The sequence below is a fragment of the Saccharothrix sp. NRRL B-16314 genome (assembly GCF_000716595.1).
GTDB lineage: Bacteria > Actinomycetota > Actinomycetes > Mycobacteriales > Pseudonocardiaceae > Actinosynnema.
In genome coordinates, this window is sequence record NZ_JNXC01000002.1 from 60,951 (window position 1) to 82,401 (window position 21,451).

At 71.2% G+C, this 21,451-nt stretch carries 20 protein-coding genes; 11 read left to right on the plus strand and 9 right to left on the minus strand.

Annotation, left to right across the window (positions count from 1 at the left end; genetic code table 11):
• The first annotated feature begins 119 nt into the window (after positions 1-119).
• The 6 genes from OQ02_RS05185 (at position 120) to OQ02_RS40740 (ending at position 5,444) form a co-directional block, all read left to right on the plus strand.
• Complete coding sequence (locus OQ02_RS05185; RefSeq protein WP_033437110.1) at positions 120-1,454, plus strand: AAA family ATPase; 1,335 nt, start codon at positions 120-122, stop codon at positions 1,452-1,454.
• The gene (locus OQ02_RS05190; protein ID WP_051771858.1) at positions 1,451-2,209 is read left to right on the plus strand and encodes an HNH endonuclease; all 759 of its coding nucleotides are present in this window, start codon (positions 1,451-1,453) and stop codon (positions 2,207-2,209) included. Before OQ02_RS05185 ends, OQ02_RS05190 begins: the two co-directional genes overlap by 4 nt.
• Before the next feature lie 32 nt (positions 2,210-2,241).
• Complete coding sequence (locus OQ02_RS05195; RefSeq protein WP_033437405.1) at positions 2,242-3,207, plus strand: daunorubicin resistance protein DrrA family ABC transporter ATP-binding protein; 966 nt, start codon at positions 2,242-2,244, stop codon at positions 3,205-3,207.
• Positions 3,204-4,007, plus strand: a complete 804-nt coding sequence (locus tag OQ02_RS05200; protein ID WP_033437111.1) for an ABC transporter permease — start codon at positions 3,204-3,206, stop codon at positions 4,005-4,007. Before OQ02_RS05195 ends, OQ02_RS05200 begins: the two co-directional genes overlap by 4 nt.
• Positions 4,008-4,116: 109 nt before the next feature.
• On the plus strand, positions 4,117-4,665 hold the full coding sequence (locus OQ02_RS05205) for a hypothetical protein (RefSeq protein WP_033437112.1): 549 nt from the start codon (positions 4,117-4,119) through the stop codon (positions 4,663-4,665).
• Entirely contained in the window at positions 4,665-5,444 is a 780-nt protein-coding gene (locus tag OQ02_RS40740) for a hypothetical protein (RefSeq protein ID WP_051771861.1), read from the plus strand. Before OQ02_RS05205 ends, OQ02_RS40740 begins: the two co-directional genes overlap by 1 nt.
• A gap of 81 nt (positions 5,445-5,525) precedes the next feature.
• On the opposite strand, the gene OQ02_RS05215 is transcribed toward OQ02_RS40740, so the two are convergent.
• The 5 genes from OQ02_RS05215 to OQ02_RS05235 form a co-directional block, all read right to left on the minus strand.
• Complete coding sequence (locus OQ02_RS05215) at positions 5,526-5,852, minus strand: hypothetical protein (RefSeq protein ID WP_033437113.1); 327 nt, start codon at positions 5,850-5,852, stop codon at positions 5,526-5,528.
• Positions 5,853-6,021: 169 nt separating this feature from the next.
• A complete protein-coding gene (locus tag OQ02_RS05220) occupies positions 6,022-6,795 on the minus strand; it encodes a GntR family transcriptional regulator (RefSeq protein ID WP_033437114.1) in 774 nt (257 codons plus the stop codon).
• Positions 6,796-6,817: 22 nt separating this feature from the next.
• Positions 6,818-7,651, minus strand: a complete 834-nt coding sequence (locus tag OQ02_RS05225) for a glutamate ABC transporter substrate-binding protein (protein ID WP_033437115.1) — start codon at positions 7,649-7,651, stop codon at positions 6,818-6,820.
• Positions 7,652-7,786: 135 nt separating this feature from the next.
• On the minus strand, positions 7,787-10,456 hold the full coding sequence (locus tag OQ02_RS05230) for a bifunctional acetate--CoA ligase family protein/GNAT family N-acetyltransferase (protein WP_051771864.1): 2,670 nt from the start codon (positions 10,454-10,456) through the stop codon (positions 7,787-7,789).
• 2 nt (positions 10,457-10,458) lie between these two features.
• Positions 10,459-11,634 carry an acetoin utilization protein AcuC gene (locus OQ02_RS05235; RefSeq protein WP_033437116.1) on the minus strand — a complete coding sequence of 392 codons (1,176 nt, stop codon included), beginning with the start codon at positions 11,632-11,634 and terminating at the stop codon, positions 10,459-10,461.
• A 126-nt stretch (positions 11,635-11,760) separates the two neighbouring features.
• Between OQ02_RS05235 and OQ02_RS05240 the strand changes: the two genes are divergently transcribed.
• Positions 11,761-12,375: a hypothetical protein gene (locus OQ02_RS05240; protein ID WP_033437117.1), complete on the plus strand. Its 615-nt coding sequence runs from the start codon at positions 11,761-11,763 to the stop codon at positions 12,373-12,375.
• A gap of 6 nt (positions 12,376-12,381) precedes the next feature.
• Here OQ02_RS05240 and OQ02_RS05245 read toward each other — a convergent pair whose 3' ends face one another.
• Positions 12,382-13,230: a sulfurtransferase gene (locus tag OQ02_RS05245; protein ID WP_033437118.1), complete on the minus strand. Its 849-nt coding sequence runs from the start codon at positions 13,228-13,230 to the stop codon at positions 12,382-12,384.
• 61 nt (positions 13,231-13,291) lie between these two features.
• Here OQ02_RS05245 and OQ02_RS05250 point away from each other — a divergent pair, with 61 nt between their 5' ends.
• The 4 genes from OQ02_RS05250 to OQ02_RS05265 are packed head-to-tail and all read left to right on the plus strand — an operon-like array spanning position 13,292 to position 18,195.
• Positions 13,292-13,984: a metal-dependent transcriptional regulator gene (locus OQ02_RS05250; protein ID WP_033437119.1), complete on the plus strand. Its 693-nt coding sequence runs from the start codon at positions 13,292-13,294 to the stop codon at positions 13,982-13,984.
• Positions 13,981-15,141, plus strand: a complete 1,161-nt coding sequence (galK, locus tag OQ02_RS05255) for a galactokinase (protein ID WP_033437120.1) — start codon at positions 13,981-13,983, stop codon at positions 15,139-15,141. The genes OQ02_RS05250 and galK overlap by 4 nt, the downstream gene beginning before the upstream one ends.
• A gap of 22 nt (positions 15,142-15,163) precedes the next feature.
• Positions 15,164-16,141 carry a UDP-glucose 4-epimerase GalE gene (galE, locus tag OQ02_RS05260; RefSeq protein WP_033437121.1) on the plus strand — a complete coding sequence of 326 codons (978 nt, stop codon included), beginning with the start codon at positions 15,164-15,166 and terminating at the stop codon, positions 16,139-16,141.
• Positions 16,141-18,195: a S9 family peptidase gene (locus OQ02_RS05265; RefSeq protein WP_033437122.1), complete on the plus strand. Its 2,055-nt coding sequence runs from the start codon at positions 16,141-16,143 to the stop codon at positions 18,193-18,195. Before galE ends, OQ02_RS05265 begins: the two co-directional genes overlap by 1 nt.
• A 746-nt stretch (positions 18,196-18,941) precedes the next feature.
• Here the strand turns inward: OQ02_RS05265 and OQ02_RS05270 are convergent.
• From OQ02_RS05270 to OQ02_RS05280, 3 genes are all read right to left on the minus strand, one after another.
• Positions 18,942-19,967, minus strand: coding sequence for a DUF4192 domain-containing protein (locus tag OQ02_RS05270; RefSeq protein WP_033437123.1), 1,026 nt, complete (start codon positions 19,965-19,967; stop codon positions 18,942-18,944).
• A gap of 115 nt (positions 19,968-20,082) precedes the next feature.
• Positions 20,083-20,847 (minus strand): M23 family metallopeptidase, encoded by a 765-nt coding sequence (locus OQ02_RS05275; RefSeq protein WP_033437124.1) that lies wholly within the window; start codon positions 20,845-20,847, stop codon positions 20,083-20,085.
• The gene (locus tag OQ02_RS05280; protein ID WP_081915413.1) at positions 20,847-21,359 is read right to left on the minus strand and encodes a M23 family metallopeptidase; all 513 of its coding nucleotides are present in this window, start codon (positions 21,357-21,359) and stop codon (positions 20,847-20,849) included. The genes OQ02_RS05275 and OQ02_RS05280 overlap by 1 nt, the downstream gene beginning before the upstream one ends.
• Positions 21,360-21,451: the final 92 nt, after the last annotated feature.

The window sequence follows — 21,451 nt, forward strand, 5'->3', positions numbered from 1 at the left end:
CCACGACCCGGTCCCGTCGACCGCCGTCCGGTGGTGCCGTTGGCGGTACCCGGGCACGCTGTGCGACGTGCCGGGCGAACTGGACGAGTCGCGATCGGCGCCGACTAAAGTCTGGCGACATGTACATCTCGCAGGTCCGCCTACGGAACGTCAAGGGGTTCCACGGTGCCCGCGAGGTTGATCTGAAGCTCACCGCGCCCGGTTGGACCGTGATCGCGGGCCGGAACGGGTCCGGCAAGACCTCGTTGCTGCGGGCGATCGCGCTGGCCGTGAGCGGCCCCGCAGTGGCACGCAACCTGGTGCCCGACTTCGAGAACTGGGTCACCGCCGGGCAGCGCGAGGGTGTCGTCCAGGTGCAGTTCACCCACGACCGGCGGGTCGAGAGGTTCGGCAAGGGGCGCCCTCCGGAGGGCAGGCTGTGGGCCGGGTTGAGCTGGACCATGCCGGACGAGGAGAGCCGCCCCACGCACCGGGGGCTCCAGCCGTCGCTCAGGGAAAAGCTCGAAGGCAGCAAGACCGCCGCCACCCGAGGCCCGTGGCAGGACAACCCGACCGGGTGGTTCTGCGCGGCGTACGGCCCTTTCCGCCGGCTCGTCGGCGGCGCGGGTGACGCGCAGCGGCTGATGCTGAGCCCCGGCCCGGTGTCACGGCTGGCGAGCCTCTTCCACGAGGACGCGTCGCTGGCGGAGGGCGTCGGCTGGCTGATCGAGCAGCACCTCAGGTCGCTGGAGCGCAGGCCCGGCGCGGAAGACCTGAAGACAGTGGCGCTGGGCGTGCTGTCGGACGGCCTGCTGCCCGACGACTACCGGATCGAGGGCGTCGACTCCGACGGGCTGTGGGTGGTCAGCGGCGGGCACCGGTTCCCGTTGCGGGAGATGAGCGACGGCTACCGGACGGTCGCCGCGCTCGTGGTCGACCTGATCAAGCAGATCCAGGAGTCGTACGGGACGCTGGAGCACAAGCCCACCGCGAACGGCATGGCGTTGACCGCGCCCGGTGTGGTGATCATCGACGAGGTGGACGCGCACCTGCACGTGTCGTGGCAGAAGCGGATCGGCGGCTGGCTCAAGGAGCACTTCCCGAACATCCAGTTCATCGTCACCACGCACAGCCCGTACCTGTGCCAGGCCGCCGACCGGGGCGGGCTGATCCGGCTGCCCGGCCCGGACCAGCAGGAACCGCCGCGCGTGGTGGACAAGGACCTCTACGAGCGGATCGTCTACGGCAGCGGTGACGACGCGGTGCTGTCCGAGCTGTTCGGCCTGGACACGCCCTACTCGGAGCGGGCGCAGCGGCTGCGCGCCGAACTGGTCGGGCTGGAGGTCGCGGTGATCGACGGCACGGCGGACGAACGCCAGGTCCGCCGTTACGAGCTGCTGCGGGCGCGGCTGACGAGTTCGCCGGTGGCGCGCACGCGCGAGGTGACGGCGCGGATGGAACGCGACGGCACGTGATCCGACTCGTCCGGCCGGTGCTGCCCACCGCTCTCGCGGACCGGCTGCCCGAGCTGACCGCCGAGATCGAGGCGTCCGGTCATCGGACGCGTGCCGCGCGGGCGTTGTGGAAACGGGCTGTGGTGCGGCGGAACGTGCACGCGCCGTTGAGGCGGCTACTGGAGGGCATGGCGCCGGGCTTCCAGCGGTGCATGTACTGCGGCGACAGCCAGGGCACGGACATCGACCACTTCGAACCGCTGTCGCGCAACCCGCTGCGCACGTTCGACTGGCTCAACCACCTGCTGGCGTGCTCGACGTGCAACAGCAACGCGAAGCGGGACCGGTTCCCGGTGGACGGGGACGGCGCGCCGCTGCTGGTCGACCCGACCACCGAGGACCCGTTCGACCACCTCCTGCTCACGCTGTCGCTGGGCGTGTACGTGCCGCGCACGGCGAAGGGCGCGGCCACCATCGACGTGTGCGGGCTCAACCGGCCGGTGCTGACGCAGGGTCGGGTGCACGCACGTCGGGTGGTGCTGATGTGCCTGGCCTTGTGGACGGACGCGCGGGACCGGGGTGCGCGGGACGAGATGCGCGAGGCCGTGCTGACCGTGCAAGGGCAGCCGTTCGCCGACGTGTGCCAGGCGATGCTGCGCCTGGCCCTGTCACCCGGCGCGGAGCGGGTGTTCGAGGACGTGCCGTGGGCGCCGGGGGGTGCTCCTGGACGAGGGTTTGCGGGCCGAACTTCTCGCCTGACGAGGAAAACGACCTGAAATTGTCGGACCCCAGGTCCATCATGACCCGCATGGCAGAAGCAATCGTGGCCGAAGGACTGGTAAAGCGCTACGGGTCGGTGGTCGCACTCGACGGCCTCGACCTGGTGGTGCCGGAGGGCACCGTCATGGGCCTGCTCGGACCGAACGGCGCGGGCAAGACCACGACGGTCCGGGTGCTCACCACACTGCTGGAGCACGACGAGGGCAAGGCGACCGTCGCCGGGCTGGACGTCGTCGCCGACGCGAAGGAGCTGCGCCGCCGGATCGGCCTGTCCGGCCAGTACGCGGCCGTGGACGAGAACCTGACCGGCTTCGAGAACCTCGACATGGTCGGCCGGCTCTACCACCTGGGCAAGAAGGCCAGCCGGGAGCGTGCGCGGGAGCTGCTGGAGCGGTTCGACCTGGTGGACGCGGCCGACCGGCCGGTCAAGGGCTACTCGGGCGGTATGCGCCGGCGGCTCGACCTGGCGGGGGCACTGGTGGCCAAGCCGTCGGTGCTGTTCCTGGACGAGCCGACCACGGGGCTCGACCCGCGCAGCCGGCTCGGCATGTGGGACGTGATCTCGGAACTGGTGGCCGGCGGCACCACGCTGCTGCTCACCACGCAGTACCTGGAGGAGGCCGACCGGCTGGCGGACAAGATCGCGGTGATCGACCACGGCAAGGTCATCGCCCTGGGCACCGCGAACGAGTTGAAGGACCAGGTCGGCGGTGAGCGGCTGGAGCTGACGGTGAGCTCCGCGCAGGACGCCGAGCTGGCGAAGACCGCGCTGGCGCCGTTGGCGATCGGGGAGATCGCGCTGGACGACCGCGGCCACCGGCTGACCGTGCCGGTCTCGGGTGGCGCCGACGTGCTGGTCGACGGGATCAGGCGGCTGGACTCCGAGTCGATCAAGGTGTTGGACATCGGGCTGCGCAGGCCGACGCTGGACGACGTGTTCCTCACGTTGACCGGCCACGCAGCCGAGGAGAAGCAGGGGGAACAGGGAGAATGAGCGCGTTCGCACAGGCGTTGGGTGACGGCGCGGTCGTCGCCAAGCGCAACCTGATCAAGATCAAGCGGGTCCCGGACCTGATCGTGTTCTCGACGTTGTCGCCGATCATGTTCGTGCTGTTGTTCGCCTACGTGTTCGGCGGGTCGATCGCCATCCCGGGCATGGACTACCGCGAGTTCCTGATGGCGGGGATCTTCGCGCAGACCGTGGTGTTCGGCGCGACCATCACCGGCGCCGGGCTGGCCGACGACATCCAGAAGGGCGTGATCGACCGGTTCCGGTCGCTGCCGATGGCGCGGTCGGCGGTGCTGATCGGGCGGACCACGAGCGACCTGGCTAACAACGTCATCGTCATCGTGGTCATGTCGATCACCGGTCTGATCGTCGGGTGGCGCATCCACTCGTCGCCGCTGGAGGCGCTGGCCGGGTTCGCGCTGCTGCTGCTGTTCGCGTACGCGGTGTCGTGGGGCATGGCGATCGTCGGGTTGATGGTGCGCAGCCCCGAGGTGTTCAACAACGCCTCGTTCATCGCGATCTTCCCGTTGACGTTCATCGCGAACACGTTCGTGCAGGAGAGCAGCCTGCCCGGACCGCTGAAGACGTTCGCCGAGTGGAACCCGGTGTCCGCGGTGACAGCCGCGGCGCGCCACCTGTTCGGCAACACCAACCCGCTGTCGCCGGTGCCGGACGTGTGGTCGCTCCAGCACCCGGTGCTGATGACCCTGATCTGGGTGGTGGTGTTCCTGCTGGTCTTCGTTCCGCTGGCGATCCGGCAGTACCGCAAGGCCGTGGCCCGCTGACGCGGATCACGAACAGTGGCACCGAGTTCTCCGTGTCAAGAGCCGAACAGGTTTCGAATCGGTCGCACGGCGGGTAGCCGGTTGGACATCAGAGCCCAAGGAGGCGCAGATGTCCACCGGTACCACCATCGGCGTGATCGTCGTCGTGCTGGTCGTACTGGCCGCGATCGCGGTGCTGCTGAAGTTCCTCGTGCAGCGCAAGAGGTTGCGCTCGAAGTTCGGCCCCGAGTACGAGCGGGCGCTGGAGCGCAACGGCAGCCGCATGGCGGCGGAACGGGAGCTGGCGGAACGGGAGCGGGAGCACTCGCGGCTGGAACTCCGCGCGCTCGACACCGTGACCCGCGACAGCTACGCCCAGAACTGGACCCGGGTCCAGGAGCAGTTCGTCGACGAGCCGAACGAGGCCGTGAGCCAGGCGGACCGCTTGGTCACGGACCTGATGGGCGAACGCGGTTACCCCACCGACGGGTACGAGCGCCGCGAGAAGCTGCTGTCCGTGGAGCACGCCCGCACGCTCGACCACTACCGCGAGGCCCACTCGATCAGCGAGCGCCGAGAGCGCGGTGAGGCGACGACCGAGGAGCTGCGCACCGCGATGGTCCACTACCGCGCGGTGTTCGAGGACCTGCTGGGCGGACACCGGGAAGGGGCGCGGTGATGACCGATCATCGGCAACACCTCACGACCGAGGACTTCGCGGGGCGCACGCCCGCCGAGCGCGAGTCGCTGGTACCGCGCCAGTCGGAACGGGAACCGGTCGAGCAGACCCCGGCCGACCGCGACGTCCTGGAGCCGGACCTGACCGATCAGGAACGCTTCGACCGGGAACCGACGGCGCACGACGAGACGGCCACGCACCAGGACCACGCCGCACGCCAAGGCGAGGCCGCACACCAGAACCGAGCCGGGCACTATGACCTGGCCGCACACCAGAACCAGGCTGGGCACCAGGACGAAGCCGGGCACCAAGACCAGGTCGGGCAGCAGGACCAAGCGGCACGCCAAGACCAGGCCGGGTACGAGGAGCAAGCGGCACCCCAGGACCGGGTCGAGCATCAGGAGCACGACCAGCATGACGCCGGGTACGACTCCCAGTCCGTCGAGGATGAAGGCCCGGTGGCGCGGGAACAGCTGGTCGAGCTGTCGGCGGTTTCCACGACGGCCGGCGACGCGCCCCTGTTCACCACCGACGACGCGGCCGACTACCAGGCCGAGTGGCGTGCCCTGCAGGCCGATTTCGTCGACGACCCGCGTGAGGCCGTTCAACGGGCCGACGAACTGGTCGCGCAGGTGATGCAGACCCTGGCCACCACGTTCAACGAGCACAAGCAGGCGCTCGAAGAGCAGTGGCAGCGTGGCGACGAAGCGCAGACCGAGGAGCTGCGGCAGGCGCTCAAGCGCTACCGCTCGTTCTTCGACCGGCTGCTCTCCGTCTGATCCCCCGTGAAGGTCTGATCCCCGTGGAGACTCCCCGTTGTGCGTCCGGCGACCCGGGTGCACAACGGGTGTTTCACGTCTTCAGCCCGGCAGTTCCCGGATCTCCACCTCCAGGACGTCGATCTCGTCGCTGATCGCCTCGTCCAGCATCCGGTCGAGCAGGTCGGAGCAGTCCGCGGAACCGACGCCGAACTGCGGCACCTGCTCCCACCACACCGCCGGGTTGTTCCAGAACGAACCGGAGCCCTGGTCGACGCCGTCGAGGCAGCGCAACCTCGAATCGTCGTCCGGCAACCGGCGCACGTAGTCGATGAACCGGGCCAAGGCGGCCGGGTGGCTCACCGGCACTGCGCCATACCCGCGCAAGCAGTCCTCGAGTTCCGCCAGGAACTCCTCTTTGAACGTCACGGCGCCACCCCCGCTTCCCCCGCGTCGTCGCGGGTGAGGAGGACTCACGTCCCAATACCCCACGGTACCTCCGCCGGGGCAGGCCGAAATTACTGCCAATGGGCGGTTCCGGGAAAAGATTTGGTGACGCTCGCACCGCCCGCCACGACCGTCCTCAGTGGACTGATCGTCACTCCGACCGGAGGCGGGCCACGAAGCTGAACCGGTCGCCGCGGTACAGCGAGCGGACGCGCTCGATCGGCTCGCCGCCGTCGTCGTGGGACACCCGGTGCACCAGCAGCATCGGCAGCGCCGGGTTGGTCCCGATCAGCAGCGCCTCGCGCGGCGTGGCCAGCACGGTCTCCACCCGTTCCTCCGCCTCGGTGAACACCACGCCGAGCCGGTCGCGCAGGCACGCGTACAGCGACGTGGTCGGGTCGAAGTCCTCCAGCAGCGTCGGGAACCGCGCCGCGGAAAGATAGGTGGACTCCAACCCGACCCGCTCGTCGTCGGCCAGCAGCACCCGTTCGAGGTGGACGACCGGCTCTCCCCGGCCGATCCGGAGGTCCCGCGACAGCACCTCGTCCGCGGGCAGGTGCTCGACCGTGATCACGCTCCGCGTCGGCTCAACGCCCTGCCGCCGCATGCCCTCGGTGTAGCTGAGCAGCGACAGCGGCTGCACCAGCTTGGGCGGTGCGACGTAGGTTCCGCTGCCCTGGCGGCGCTGGAGCCTGCCTTCGAGCACCAGTTCGCCGACGGCCTGCCGCAGCGTCACCCGCGACACCGAGAACCGCTCGGCCAGCTCGCGCTCCGGCGGGAGCGCGACGCCTTCACCCAGCGCCTCGACCAGCCACAGCAGCTCCGTCTTCACCGCGTAGTACCGGGGGATGCGACCGTGTTCGGGGATACCGGCGCGGACCGGCCCGTCCGCGCGGTACTGGGGCACGTATTGCGAGGCATGCACATTCCGAGCCTACGGGCGCGGCTCAGGACGCGATTGCGGGCGGGTCCGGGATGGCGTAACCGGATGCACCCACATTGGCCTCGAGCGACCTGCGCCATTCGCCGGTATCGATCATCTTCTGAACGGCAGCGGTGACCTTGGCCTTGCTGGTGGGGTCGCCCTTGCGCATGCCGATGCCGTACTCCTCCTTGCTGAACGGTTTGTTGACGACGCGCAGCAGCTCAGGGTTCTGCGCGGCGTAGCCGGCGAGGATCACGTCGTCGGTCGTCATGGCGTCGACCTGCTCGGCCAGCAGTGCGGTGACGCAGTCGCTGAAGTTGGGATATTCCACGAGTTCCACGGACTGCGCGTACTTCTCTTTCACGTTCTGCGCCGAGGTGGTGTTGTCCACGGAACACAGTTTCAGGCCACCCTGGTCGAGCGAGTCCGGGCCGGTGATCCGCTCGTCGGTCAACCGGACCAGCAGGTCCTGACCAGCCACGAAGTACGGGCCGACGAAGTCGATGATCTCCTTGCGCTTGGCGGTGATCGAATAACTGGAGACGACGAGGTCCACGGCACCGTCGGTGAGCAGCTTCTCGCGCTCCGACGGGGTCGCTTCTGTGAATTTGATACCGGACTCATCGACACCCAGTTCCTTCGCAACATAACGTGCGACGTCGACGTCGAAGCCCCGGTACGTGCCGTCGAGACGGCGCACACCGAGGCCGGGCTGGTCGTATGCCACGGCGATGGTCAGCTCGTTGGAGCTGTCCGCCTTGCCGACGACGGTGGTGCCGTCACCGGTGGCGCACGAAGTGAGGACAAGCGCGGCGGAACACGCCACAACAAGGGCGCGCAGCGATGCCAAAGCCATTCTTCCCCTTTTCGGGAGTTTCCTCGGGTTGCCCGGAACCTAAAGGGGACAAGGGATTGGCGTCCATAGCCGAGGGGAAGATGGGCACACCGGATCGGTCAAGGGTGACGGTTGTGCATCAAGAACTTGACCGCGCTAACGCGCGCCGCCGGGTGAACGCAGCCGTCTGGGACCGGTGTCATGCCGCGAGGGCGGCGGACCGAGGGTCACCCGGGCGCTGCTGACGTACGCGCCGGCGGCGCTGGCCAGCACCGGCTCCAGCGTGAGCTGCCGGACCTCGGGCAGGTCCTCGGCCAGCGCGGCGAGCCGCAACACCAACTCCTGCAACGCACCCAGGTCGGCGGGCTCGTCACCCCGGTAGCCCGCCAGCAGCGGCGCCGCTTTGGGCGCGCGGACCAGAGCCGCCGCATCCGCGTCGGTCAGCGGCACGGCGCGGTATGCCCGGTCCCCCAACAGGTCGCTGACCAGCCCCGACAGTCCGAACGACACCAGCGTGCCGAACGACGGGTCGTCCTGGAGCCCCAGCACGCAGGAAATCCCCTTGGGCGCCATGCGCTGCACGTACACGTCGGGCCGGTCGGACATCTCCGCGAGCATCGCGTACGCCGTGCGCACGGCCTCCTCGCCGGACAGGTCGAGCCGCACGCCGACCAGGTCGGTGCGGTGCCGCAGCCGGTCGTCGGTGGACTTCATCGCCACCGGGTAGCCCAACTCCTCCGCCGCGTCCACGGCATCGTCCGCCGACGTGACCACCCGGAACGGCACGAGTTCCACGCCGTAGCAGCCGAGCAGGCGCACGGCGGTGTCGTCGTCGACCAGCCTTTCGCCGGTCTCGTCCAGCTCCAGGGAGTCGACGATCGCGTGCGCCGCGTCCGGGTCGATGCCGTCGGGCCGCACGAACGTCCCCTGCGGCGCGTACCGCCAACGCGCGTAGCGGGTCACCCGCGCCAGCGCGAGCACGGCGCGTTCCGGGCTCGGGTACGACGGCACGGAACCCCGTCCGGGCGCGCCACCGGGACCGGGCACGGCCAGCTCGGCCGGCACGCCCTCCACGGCGAGGAACGTCGACGTGATCGGCTTGTTCCGCCCGCCCTGCTCCACGACCTCGCGCAACGCTCGGGCGAACGACGTGCCCGGCACCGCCAGCGGCGGCACGAACACGACCACGAGCGCGTCCGCGTCGGGGTTGTCCAGCGCTTCCTTCACCGCCGCCGCGAACACCTCCGGCCCGGCCTGCGCGCCCACGTCCACCGGGTCGCCCGCCAGTTCCAGCCCTTGTGCCAGCGCGGTGTCGGCGGCCAGCAGCCCGATCGCGGTCGAGTTGCCCACCACCGCGACGCGCGGCCCGGCGGGCAGCGGTTGGTGCGCCAGCAGGAGGGCGGTGTCGAACAGCTGGGCCAGCGACTCCACCCGGATCACGCCGGCCTGCTCGAACAGCGCCTGCACGCTCGACTCGTCCACCGGGACCGACGTGGCCGCCAAGGCGGGCGTGACCGCGTGCCGGCCGGACTTGACCGCCACGATCGGCTTGGTGCGGCCGAGCCGGCGGGCGAGGCGGGCGAACTTGCGCGGGTTGCCGAACGACTCCAGGTACAGCAGCACCACGTCGGTGGCCGGGTCGGTCTCCCAGTACTGGAGCAGGTCGTTGCCGGACACGTCCGAGCGGTTGCCCGCGGAGACGAACGTGGACAGGCCGAGGCCGCGCTCGGCGGCGGTGGCGAGGATCGCGGTGCCCAGCGCGCCGGACTGGCAGAAGAAGCCGGTGCGGCCCCGGGCCGGGAGGCTCGGCGCGAGGGTGGCGTTCAGGCGCACGCCCGCGTCGGTGTTCAGCACGCCCAGCGCGTTCGGGCCGACCACCCGCATGCCGTGCGCGCGGGCCTCGGCGGCGAGCCTGCGTTCCGCGCTCAACCCGCCCGGCCCGGTCTCGCCGAACCCGGACGTGACCACGACCAGCGCTTTCACGCCCTTGGCCAGGCAGGCGTCCATGACCTCGTCGACGCTCGCGGCGGGCACCGCGACCACGGCCAGGTCGACGTCGTCCGGGATCTCCAGCACGGACGGGTAGGCGCGCACCCCGCGCACGGACCGGTGCTCGGCGTTCACCGGGTACACCGGACCCGCGAAGTCACCGGTGAGCAGGTTCGTCAGCACCGCGTTGCCGATCTTGGTCCGGTCGGTGGACGCGCCGATGACGGCGATCGACTTCGGGTGCAGCAGGTTGTGCACGCTGCGCGCCTCGGCGGCCTGCTCGCGGGCCCGCGCCACCTCCACCGACTCCTCGGTGGGGTCGATGTCGAACTCCAGGTGCACCACGCCTTCCTCGAACGCGCGGCTCACCCCGTAGCCCGCGTCCCGGAAGACCCGCACCATCTGGCCGTTCTCGGCGAGCACCTCGGCGGTGAACCGGCCGAGCCCGCGTTCCCGGGCGGCGGCGGCCAGGTGCTCCAGCAGGATCGAGCCGAGTCCCCGGCCCTGGTGGCCGTCCTCGACCACGAACGCCACCTCGGCGCTGCCCGTGTCGTTGAGGCGGTCGTAGCGGCCCACGGCCACGATGTCGTCGCCGAGCAGCGCGGCGAACGCGACCCGGTCGACGTGGTCGACCGTGCTGAACCGTTCGAGGTCCCGCTTGGGCATCCGCGGGTAGGGGCCGAAGTAGCGGTAGTAGCGGGTCCGCTCGGACAGCCGGCCGTGGAACGCGAGCAGCTTCTCCGCGTCGTCGGGCGTGACGGGGCGCAGGTGGACCGTGCCGCCGTCGCTGAGCACGACGTCGGCCTCCCAGCGCCGCGGGTAGTCGAACGGGTCCACGGTCAGTCCCTCGGATCTTCCGGGTCGAGGCCGTGCAGCGGGTACACCGCGCGCCTGGTCTCGAGGATCGCCAGGTCGACCGGGGTGTCCACCTGGCCGCCCCACGGGACGAACCCCGTGTCGGCGCCGTCGGTCATGGACGTCGGCAGCGGCCAGTTCGGCGCGAGGGTGGAGGCGTGCGCGATCCAGTCCGCGGGCAGCGGGGTGTTCGGGTCGACGTCCCGGTCCAGCACGGTGGCGAGCAGGTGCGTCCAGCTGCGCGGCACCACGCGCAGCAGCTCGTACCCGCCGCCGCCGAGCGCCAGCCAGCGGCCGTTCGCGGTCTCCTCGGCGAGTTCGCGCAGGCGGTGGTAGATGGCGCGGTGGCCGTCCACGGTGAGCGCGAGGTCGGCCAGCGGGTCCTCGCGGTGCGTGTCGACGCCGCACTGCGTGACCAGGACCTGCGGCCGGAAGGCCTTCAGCAGGGCGGGGACGGTGGCGTCGAACGCGCGCAGCCAGGCCTGGTCGCCGGTGCCGGGCGGCAGGGCCAGGTTGACGCTGGTGCCCTCCGCGCCCTTCCCGCCCAGCTCGGCCGCCCGTCCGGTGCCCGGCCACAGGCTCAGCGGGTTCTGGTGCACCGACACCGTCAGCACGCGCGGGTCGTCGTAGAAGGCGGTCTGGACACCGTCGCCGTGGTGCACGTCGGTGTCGATGTAGGCGATGCGCTCGAAGCCGTTGTCGAGCAGCCACGAGATGGCGACCGCGCAGTCGTTGTAGACGCAGAAGCCGGCGGCGTGGTCGGGCATGGCGTGGTGCAGCCCGCCCGCGATGTTCACCGCGCGGTCCGCGTCACCCGACGCGATCCTCCGCGCGGCGGCCAGCGATCCGCCCACGACCAGCGCGGACGCCTCGTGCATGCGGGCGAACACCGGGTTGTCCGCGGTGCCGAGGCCGTGGCCGACGTCCCAGCCCGCCATCGGCGCTGCCTGCACGGCGCTGAGGTACGACGGCTCGTGCACGCGTTCGATCTCGGCGTCCGTCGCCGGCTCCGGCGCGACCAGGTCGACGCCGTCCAGCACGCCCAGCGCGGTGGCCAGCCGGACCGTCAGGTCCAGCCGGACCGGGTTCAGCGGGTGGTCCGATCCCAGGTCGTAACCGAGGAAGGACTCGGTCCAGACGACAGCGGCTGCCTTGCCCATGCCGAAAACCTAACCCACCCGGCAGCCGCCCATCCTGCCGCGCCTTAGTCTCTGCCGAGACGACGCGGGCCAGGATTGCGGCCATCGAGGATGGAACCCCGCACGTCGGAACGGGGTCTCAGAGGTATGCGCCTGCGACGAGTTTCCGCTTTTACCACCGTCCTGTCCCTGGCGCTCACGCTCGGCCTCACGGCCTGCGCCACCAAGGTCGGCGGCAACCCGGTCGCCGCGGCGGGCGCGTCGAGCGCCGAGGAGACCACCTCCGGCAAGCCGTCCGCGAGCAGGGCGACCACGCCGAGGGCCAGCGCGTCCAAGGCCACGCCCACCACGTCCGGTGCGGCGAAGCCGTCCTCCGACATCAAGATCACCACGCCGAAGAAGACCGCCGGCTACGAAGTGTGCGACGTCCTCACGCCGGCGGAAGTGGTCGCGGCCGTCGGTGCCGCGAAGGGCAGCGAGAAGGGCTGCGTGCAGAGCACCGAGGAGCCGTTCTCGGTCGTGCTGTTCCTGCTCTCGCCCGCCGAGCAAGAGCAGGAACCACGGGTGATCGAGGTCGGCGGCAACACCGCGTACGAGCTCAAGCAGGAAGGTGAGTGCACGGTCACCGTCATGCTGACCGACGACCCGGACGAGTTCACCCCCGGGTTCATGGTGACGGTCACGCCGCTCGGCGACTTCGACCCGTGCGAGGCCGCCCTCAAGCTCGCGACCACCGCCTTCGGCAAGATCCCGAACGCCTGAGGCCGCTCAGCCCGGGTTCGGGCCGGTGGCGGCGGGGCGGGACGGGTCCGAGGACCACTGGGACCAGGAGCCGGTGTAGAGCGGCGCCGGGGCGTCCGGTGTGGTGATCCCGGCCAGTTCCAGGGCCATGACCACCGAGGACGCCGTGACGCCGGAGCCGCAGTACGCCGCCACCGGCCGGTCCGGTGCGACGCCGATGGCCTCGAAGCGCTCGGCCAGGGCCGGTGCGGTCAGCCAGCGGCCATCGGCCGTGTGACCCGAGGTCGGGGCGTTGAGGGCACCCGGGATGTGGCCCGCGCGCGGGTCGACCGGCTCGGTTTCGCCGCGGTAGCGCTCAGGGGCGCGGGCGTCCAGCAGCGTCCCGTCCCGGGTGAAGGCGGCGGCCTCGTCGGCGTCCAGCACGGGCATGCCGCCGGGGCGGACGACGACGTCACCGGGAACGGGCGCGGTGGTGTCGGCGTCGACCGGGCGGCCCTCGGCGGTCCAGGCGGCGAAGCCACCGTCCAGGACGGCCACTTCCGGGTGACCGGCCCAGCGCAGCAGCCACCAGACACGGGCCGCGACCGAGCCGTCACCGGCGTCGTACGCCACGACCGGGTGACCTTCGCGGACGCCGGCGGCCCGGAGCACCCCCTGGAGCGCGGCCGGGTCCGGCAGGGGGTGGCGGCCACCGGCGCCGGGCGGCGACGACAGCTCGGTGTCCAGGTCGAGGTAGGCCGCACCGGGCACGTGCCCCACCTCGTAGTCTTGACGTCCCGACGGTCCGCCCAGTCGCCATCGGACGTCGAGCACGACTGGGGGTTCGGCGCCGTCCAGTGCGACGGCCAGGGCTTCGGTGCTGATCAGTGGATGCACGGCACCATCCTGCACCCGTGACCGGCCGACTAGCATTGACGGCATACGAAGGGGAGCGGGCGTGAACGAGCTCATCGACACTACCGAGATGTACCTCCGCACGATCTACGAGCTCGAAGAAGAGGGCGTAGTGCCTCTGCGCGCGCGGATCGCGGAGCGGTTGGCGCAGAGCGGCCCGACGGTCAGCCAGACCGTGGGCCGGATGGAGCGTGACGGTCTCGTCATCGTGGCGGACGACCGCCACCTCGAGCTGACCGAGCAGGGTCGCGGCCTGGCCATCGCGGTCATGCGCAAGCACCGGCTCGCCGAGCGCCTCCTGGTCGACATCATCGGCCTGGAGTGGGAGCACGTGCACAGCGAGGCCTGCCGCTGGGAGCACGTGATGAGCGAGGCCGTCGAGCGCAAGCTGGTCAAGCTCCTCGGCAACCCCACCACCTCCCCTTACGGCAACCCGATCCCCGGTCTGGACAAGCTGGGCGACGGCGAGCCCGCACCGCCCGCCGAGCCGGACCTGGTGCGGGTGGACGAGGTGGCCCGGCGCGGCGGCGGTCGCGTCGAGGTGCGCCGGATCGCCGAGCACGTGCAGCTCGACCCGGACCTGATGGCCGAGCTGAAGGCCGCCGGCGTGGTGCCGGGCGGCACGATCGAGGTCGACTCGCTCGGTGGCGCGAGGGTCATCCAGGTGCGCGGCAACGGCACGGTGGCCGAATTGGACCCGGCGGTGGCGCACGCCGTCATGGTGCAGGCGCGGTGAGTCCGGCGCGGCGTGCGGTCGCCGCGTTCACCCGGCTGCACGGCGCCGAGCCCCTCGGTGTCTGGTCGGCACCCGGTCGGGTGAACCTGATCGGGGAGCACACGGACTACAACGACGGCTTCGTACTCCCTTTCGCACTGCCGCACCGGACGGCGGTGGCCGCGTCGCCGCGTGACGATGGCCGGTTGCACGTGGCCACGGTCGGTGACGGCGGCACCGTGCAGCAGATGTCGCCGATCGCGGTCGCCGACCTCGAACCCGGCGCGGTCCGCGGCTGGGCCGCCTACCCGGCCGGTGTGGCGTGGGTGCTGCGGGCGCAGGGCGTGACGGGCGGCGCGAACCTGGTGATCGCCGGTGACGTGCCGACGGGCGCGGGCCTGTCCTCGTCGCACGCTATGGAGTGCGCGGTGGCGCTCGCGCTGCTCGGGCTCGCCGACCGCCCCGCCGACGACCTGCCGCGGATCGCGCGCTGGGTGCAGCGCGCGGAGAACGAGTTCGTCGGTGCGCCCACCGGTCTGCTGGACCAGACCGCGTCGCTGTGCTGCACCGAGTCGCACGTGCTGTTCCTGGACGTGCGGTCGTTCGAGGCGGAGCAGGTGCCGTTCGACGCGGCCGAGCACGGGCTGGAGGTGCTGGTCGTCGACACCCGGGCCAGCCACTCGCACACCGACGGCGGCTACGGCGCGCGGCGCGCGGGCTGCGAGAAGGCCGCTTCGATCCTGGGTGTGCCCGCGCTGCGGGACGTGGACGTGGGCGGGTTGGCCGACTCGTTGGCCGGGCTGCCCGAGGACCTGCGCCCGCTGGTGCGGCACGTGGTGACGGAGAACGAGCGGGTGCTGGAGTCGGTGGGCTTGCTGCGCGCGGGCCGGCTGGCCGAGGCGGGGCCGCTGCTGGACGCCTCGCACGCGTCATTGCGGGACGACTACAAGGTGTCCGCGCCGGAGCTTGACGTCGCGGTGGACGCGGCGAAGGCGGCGGGTGCGCTGGGCGCCCGGATGATCGGCGGCGGCTTCGGCGGGTCGGCCATCGCGCTGGTACCCGTGGAACGGCACGACGACGTGGTGCAGCGGGTGCTCGCGGCGTTCGCGGAGCGCGGCTGGACCACGCCCAGGACATTCACGGCGGTGCCCTCGGCGGGCGCCGGGCGCGACAGATGATCCGGCAGAAGGTGGGATTGCGGTGAAGTTGCTCGTCACGGGCGGTGCCGGGTACGTGGGCAGCGTGTGCGCGGCCAGGCTGGTGGAGTCCGGGCACGACGTGGTCGTGCTGGACGACCTGTCCACCGGGCACGCCGACGCGGTGCCGGACGGCGCGCGGTTGGTCGAGGCGGGCATCGACGAGGCGATCGGCGACGTGCTGGCCGCGGGCTTCGACGGCGCGGGCTTCGACGGCGTGCTGCACTTCGCGGCCAAGTCGCTGGTCGGCGAGTCCATGCAGGACCCGGCGAAGTACTGGCAGGGCAACGTGGTGACGTCGCTGCGGCTGCTGGACGCGATGCGCGAGCACGGCACGCCCCGGCTGGTGTTCTCCTCCACCGCCGCGACCTACGGCGAGCCGGACGAGGTGCCGATCGCGGAGACCGCGCCGACCCGGCCCACCAACACCTACGGCGCGACCAAGCTCGCGATCGACCACGCGATCACCTCCTACGCCGCCGCGCACGGCCTGGCCGCCGTGTCGCTGCGCTACTTCAACGTGGCCGGCGCGTACGGGCGGTTCGGCGAGCGGCACGGGGTGGAGACGCACCTCATCCCGATCGTGTTGCAGGTGGCGATGGGCAGGCGCGAGCGGGTGCAGGTGTACGGCGACGACTGGCCGACCGACGACGGCACGTGCGTCCGCGACTACATCCACGTCGTCGACCTGGCCGACGCGCACCTGCGGGCGTTGGCGCACGCGGCGGCGGGCGAGCACCGGATCTACAACCTGGGCAACGGGATGGGCTTCTCGGTGCGGCAGGTCGTCGAGGCGTGCCGCGAGGTGACCGGCCACCCGATCCCGGCGGACGTGGCGCCGCGCCGCGCGGGCGACCCGGCGGTGCTGGTGGCCTCCAGCGAGCGGGCCCGCACCGAGCTGGGGTGGAAGCCGGAGCGGGTGGACCTGGCCGGCATCGTGCGTGACGCGTGGGACTTCACCCGGGCACAACAGGGGGCGTGATGACAGGCAAGATCACCGAGGCCGGGTTCGGGGACCTGGACTCGTTCAACGAGATGCCGAGACTGTCGTCGCCGGCGCTGTCGCCGGACGGCACGCGGTTGGTCGCCGTGGTCGCGGAGCCGGCGCCGGACGGCAAGACGTGGCAGGGCGCCCTGTGGGAGATCGACCCCGCCGGTGAACGGCCGGCGCGGCGGTTGACCCGTGGCGCGAAGGGCGAATCGGCGCCCGCTTTCACGCCGGACGGCGCGCTGCTGTTCGTCTCGGCGCGGCCGGACCAAGAGGCCAAGTCGGCGGACGGCAAGGCCGCCAAGGACAAGGCCGCGCTGTGGCTGCTGCCTCCCGTCGGTGAGGCGCGCGAGCTGTACCGGCCCGCCGGTGGCGTGTCGGAGTTCGCGGTGGCGCGGGACGCGGGCACGGTGCTGCTCGCGGCGGGCGCGCACCCGGCAGCGGAGTTCGGCGAGCAGGACGAAGCGCACCGGAAGGCCCGTGAGGACGCCGGGGTGACCGCGATCCTGCACGAGTCGTACCCGGTGCGGTACTGGGACTCGGACCTCGGTCCGAGCTTCCCCCGGTTGCTGGCCACCACGTCGCCGGTGGACGTGGACAGCGCGCGGATCGACCAGGCCGAGGGTCTGGTGGACCTGACGCCGAACGCCACCGCGCGGTTGGACGACTCCCCCGCCATCAGCCCGGACGGGCGGTGGGTGGCGCACGCCGAGCGGGTCGAGGTGAGCGCGTCGTACGGCTCGCGGATCCGGCTGCGGCTGACGTCGACCGACGGTGCCACGAACCGCGTCCTGGCCGACCGCGAGGGGCATTCGTTCCTCCAGCCGGTGTTCCTGCCGGACTCGTCCGGGGTGATCGCGGTGCGGGCGTTCGACTCGACGCCGGACAGCCCGTGGACGAACACGCTGGTGCGCATCGACCTGGAGTCCGGCGCGGTCGAGGACTTGGCGGCGGACTTCCCCGAGGAGCCGGACAGCCCGGTGGTGAGCCCCGCCGGTGACGCGGTGTACTTCACCAGCAGCCATCGGGGGCACCAGCCGATCTGGAAGCTCGACCTGGTGTCGGGCGCGGTGGTGAAGCTGACCGCGACCGGCGCGTACACCAACGTCATGGTCAGCCCGGACGGTGAGTCCGTGTACGCGTTGCGCAGCGCGTGGGACCACCCGCCGCAGCCCGTGCGGCTGTCCGCGTCCGGGGTGGACCAGGACGCGGTGCCGCTGCCGGCGCCCGGTGCGGTGGAGTCGCTGCCCGGCACGTTGACCGAGATCGACACGGTGGTCGAGGACGGCCGGACCGTGCGCGCGTGGCTGGTGCTGCCGGCCGGCGCGTCGGCCGACCAGCCCGCGCCGCTGCTGCTGTGGGTGCACGGCGGTCCGGTGATGAGCTGGAGCGGGTGGAGTTGGCGTTGGAACCCCTGGCTGATGGCCGCGCGGGGTTACGCGGTGCTGCTCCCCGACCCGGCGCTGTCCACCGGCTACGGGTACGACTTCGTCCGCGCCGGGTGGGCCGCGTGGGGCGGGAAGCCGTACACGGACCTGATGGCGATCACCGACGTGGCCGTGCGGCGTGACGACATCGACGACTCGCGCACGTCCGCCATGGGTGGGTCGTTCGGCGGGTACATGGCGAACTGGATCGCCACGCAGACCGACCGGTTCAAGGCGATCGTGACGCACGCGTCGCTGTGGCACCTGGACGCGTTCACCGGGACCACGGACGACTCGTACTACTGGATTCGCGAGATGGGCGACCCCCTTCGGCAGCAGGAGCAGGTGCGGGCGAACTCGCCGCACCTGCGGGTGGCGGACATCAAGACGCCGATGCTGGTGATCCACGGCGACAAGGACTACCGGGTCCCGATCGGCGAGGGGCAACGGCTCTACTTCGATCTGGTGCGGCATGGCGTGCAGGCGAAGTTCTTGTACTTCCCGAGTGAGAACCACTGGATCCTGACGCCCGGGAACTCGAAGGTCTGGTACGAGACGATCTTCGCGTTCCTCGCCGAGCACATGCTCGACGAGCCCTGGCGCCGACCGGAACTGCTCTAGGCCGGAACTGCCTTACGCCTGACCAGCCCGCCCAGACCAGCCCGCCCAGTTGCTTCAGGGCAGCGTGCTCGGGCCGCACCCGCCGGCGGCGGCCCTTCGGGTACTGCTGAGCTGATCGGCGCTGATCCGGCGCTGCACTGGGCCGGAACCTTCCTGTGCCCGGACAGCCTGGGCCGGTACTGCGGTGGGCCGCGCTGCTCCTGACAGCGCGGGCTTGAGCAGTGCCGGTGCCAACCCGGGCAGCGCAGGGGGCAGTACGGACTTGAGCAGTGCCGACGGCAGCCGGGGCAGCGCAGTGCGGGCAGTGTGGGCCTGAGCAGTGCCGGTGTGGGTGTGCCGGTGTGGGTGTGCCGGTGTGGGTGTGCCGGTGTGGGTGTGCCGGTGTGGGTGTGCCGGTGCCGGTGTTGCCGGTGGCGGTTGCGGTGTGGGCAGTTCGGGCCTGGGCGGTGCTGGCCTGGGCAGTGTCGGTTTGGGCAGTGTCGGTTTGGGCAGTGTCGGTTTGGGCAGTGTCGGCGGCCGGGCGATGCCGGTCAGGCAGTGTCGGCGGGCTTGGGTGGTGTCGGCGGTCGGGGTGATGCCGGCCTTGGCAGTGTCAGCGGGGCTGGGCGGTTTCGGTTTTGGGCGGTGTCGGTTTTGGGCGGTGTCGGCGGTCGGGCGATGCTGGCCTTGGCAGTGTCGGCGGGGCTGGGCGGTGTTGGTTTTGGGTGGGGTGGCTCATGGGCTGGACCTGCCGGGTCGGGGCTGGGTCAGCCTTCGGGTGGGGCGCTCCAATCCGTCTCCGCCGCCCGTTCGGCGAGGCGGCGCAGGTGGTCCGGGGACAGGCCGGTGTCCAAAGCGGCCCGGAGCAGTTCGGTCAGACGGTGGCCCGGGTGGGCCTTTTCCGCCCGGTCCAGTGCCAGTGATGCCAGGGTGCCCAGGCCGTTGACGTAGGCCGAGAACGCCAGCAGAGAGGCGGGTTCCGCGCGTTCCGGAGCGGGACAGGCTCGGGTCAGTTCGGTCCACAGGGCCTCGGCGCTCCGGGCGTGCTGACCGACGCAGTACCCGAGCGCCGAGTCACGGACCCACGGGTCCGACAGGGCGTGCGCGAGATCGGCCACCTCCGAATCTGTCAGCGGACGCTTGCGACCGGCCGCGCGGACCACCTCCGCGTGGATCAGCTCACGGTGCCGGGGAGCGACGGTGCCGTCCGGTGGGAGGGGTGTGGCGTCGGCGGCCAGGCGGTTCAGCAGGGCTGCTCGACGGGACAGGGCCTCCGGTGGGTCCGGTGCCAGGAGCTCGCCCATCGCGGCACGGCTGGAGTAGGTGACGTGACCGTCGGCGGCCGACTCGGCGGCGAACGCCGTGCTCGTCGGATCAGGGACCGTCCCGGAAGTCCCCGCGTCGTGGTAGTCGAACCACGCCTCCCCCTTCGCCGTCGCACGGGTCCACGCGGCCAGCAGCAGTGGCACGCGGGCGGCGTGCAGGGCGTCGTCCATCACGTCGACCAGCGAGTCGTGCGGCAGGTCTTCCGGCGGGTCGCCCGAACCTCCACCGATCACGACCACCACGGCTTTGGCCGAACGGCACCGCGACAGCGGGCCGGCCAACTGCTCGGCCACCCGGTGCGGAGCGCCGGGCGGGGGCAGGTCGATGCGCAGGGTCAGGGCTATGTCGTGGCCCCGCACCACCAGCACGACCATCGAGTCGGCCGGGTGGAAGCCGAGGAGGTGGGGCACCGCGGCGATCAGGTCGCCCGGGTCGGTGAGCTTGACCGGGGGAAGGAGCTTCGTCATGGGGCCGACTGTGCCGGGAGCGGGCCGCACTTCCCACTGCGGGAGCCGGATCTGTGGACAACTGCGGAAGGGCCGCTCCCGGCGAACCGGAAGCGGCCTCGTCACCTGCGGAAACTCAGCAGTTCGGCGCCACTTGGCCGTCCGAACCTGTGTACACGAAGGCATCGGAGATGTAGCCCGACCCGATGTGGTCCCACAGGTCGGTGGTGCCGTACTTGCCCGTGACCGTCTGGCCGCGGGTCTGGCACCTGATGGTCACGGTCGCGCCGTTCGCCACCGACCCCACCGCCGCGTACCCGGTTCCGGGCCCCGAGCGGATGGTCACCGACGCGCCGCTGTCGGTGCCGACCGTGCCGGTCACCCCGCTGCACGAGTTGCGGCTGGTGTAGCTGCGGGTGCCCCAGTAGTAGATCTGGCTCCCGTTGAACACGATCTTCTGCGCCACACCGTTGAGCCGCTGCTCGAAGTGCAGGTGCGGCCCGGTCGAACCACCCGTCGTGCCGACGTCGCCGATGCGCTGACCCCGCGACACGACCTGACCGACGCTGACCCGCTGCACCGAGAGGTGCGCGTACCGGGTGGTCCAGCCCGAGCCGTGGCCGATCTCGACCCACCGGCCGTAGCTGGTGCTGCCCTCGTTCGCCACCCGCGTCACCGTGCCACCCGCCGACGCGACAACGGGATCGCCGTCGTCGTTGGCCCGGTTGAAGTCGACCGAGTTCGCGGGGCTGTGGTTGGTGCGGGTCTGGCCTTCCCACACCTGGCCGCACGGGAACGGCATCTGGAAACCGGGCGCCGCGGCAGCCTCACCCTGCACGAGGACGAGGCCGACCAGCGGCGCGACCAGCGCGGTCACGAACGCGCGCGCGACCCGCTTCATCAGCAGTTCCGGCTGGTGTAGTTGCGGGTGCCCCAGTAGTAGATCTGGCTCCCGTTGAACACGATCTTCTGCGCCACACCGTCGAGCCGCTCTTCGAAGTGCAGGTGCGGGCCGGTCGAACCACCGGTGGAGCCGACGTCGCCGATGCGCTGACCCCGCGACACGACCTGACCGACGCTGACCCGCTGCACGGACAGGTGCGCGTACCGGGTGCGCCAGCCGTTGCCGTGGCCGATCTCGATCCAGCGGCCGTAGCTGGTGCTGCCCTCGTTCGCCACCCGCGTCACGGTCCCGCCCGCCGACGCGACCACGGGGTCCCCGAGGTCGTTGGCCCGGTTGAAGTCCACCGCGTTGGCCGGGCTGTGACTGGTCCGGGTCTGACCCTCCCAGACCTGTCCACACGGGAACGGCATCTGGAAACTGGGCGCCGCGGCGGCCTCACCCTGCACGAGGGCGAGGCCGACCAGCGGTGCGACCAGGGCCGTGACTAACGCGCGCCTGATTCGGCTCATCTGCCACCTTCCTTCACGACTGTGGCGCCGATCCGACCACAACCGAGCGGTAAGTGGAAGACTTTCCAGGTTGATCCTTCGTGAATTACTTT

Excerpts from the sequence above, each read along its gene's own strand:
- OQ02_RS05185 (WP_033437110.1), top strand. The coding sequence starts at position 120 with ATGTACATCTCGCAGGTCCGCCTACGGAACGTCAAGGGGTTCCACGGT.
- OQ02_RS05195 (WP_033437405.1), top strand. The coding sequence starts at position 2,242 with ATGGCAGAAGCAATCGTGGCCGAAGGACTGGTAAAGCGCTACGGGTCG.
- OQ02_RS05200 (WP_033437111.1), top strand. The coding sequence starts at position 3,204 with ATGAGCGCGTTCGCACAGGCGTTGGGTGACGGCGCGGTCGTCGCCAAG.
- OQ02_RS05205 (WP_033437112.1), top strand. The coding sequence starts at position 4,117 with ATGTCCACCGGTACCACCATCGGCGTGATCGTCGTCGTGCTGGTCGTA.
- OQ02_RS40740 (WP_051771861.1), top strand. The coding sequence starts at position 4,665 with ATGACCGATCATCGGCAACACCTCACGACCGAGGACTTCGCGGGGCGC.
- OQ02_RS05225 (WP_033437115.1), bottom strand. The coding sequence starts at position 7,651 with ATGGCTTTGGCATCGCTGCGCGCCCTTGTTGTGGCGTGTTCCGCCGCG.
- OQ02_RS05235 (WP_033437116.1), bottom strand. The coding sequence starts at position 11,634 with ATGGGCAAGGCAGCCGCTGTCGTCTGGACCGAGTCCTTCCTCGGTTAC.
- OQ02_RS05240 (WP_033437117.1), top strand. The coding sequence starts at position 11,761 with ATGCGCCTGCGACGAGTTTCCGCTTTTACCACCGTCCTGTCCCTGGCG.
- OQ02_RS05265 (WP_033437122.1), top strand. The coding sequence starts at position 16,141 with ATGACAGGCAAGATCACCGAGGCCGGGTTCGGGGACCTGGACTCGTTC.
- OQ02_RS05270 (WP_033437123.1), bottom strand. The coding sequence starts at position 19,967 with ATGACGAAGCTCCTTCCCCCGGTCAAGCTCACCGACCCGGGCGACCTG.
- OQ02_RS05275 (WP_033437124.1), bottom strand. The coding sequence starts at position 20,847 with ATGAAGCGGGTCGCGCGCGCGTTCGTGACCGCGCTGGTCGCGCCGCTG.
- OQ02_RS05280 (WP_081915413.1), bottom strand. The coding sequence starts at position 21,359 with ATGAGCCGAATCAGGCGCGCGTTAGTCACGGCCCTGGTCGCACCGCTG.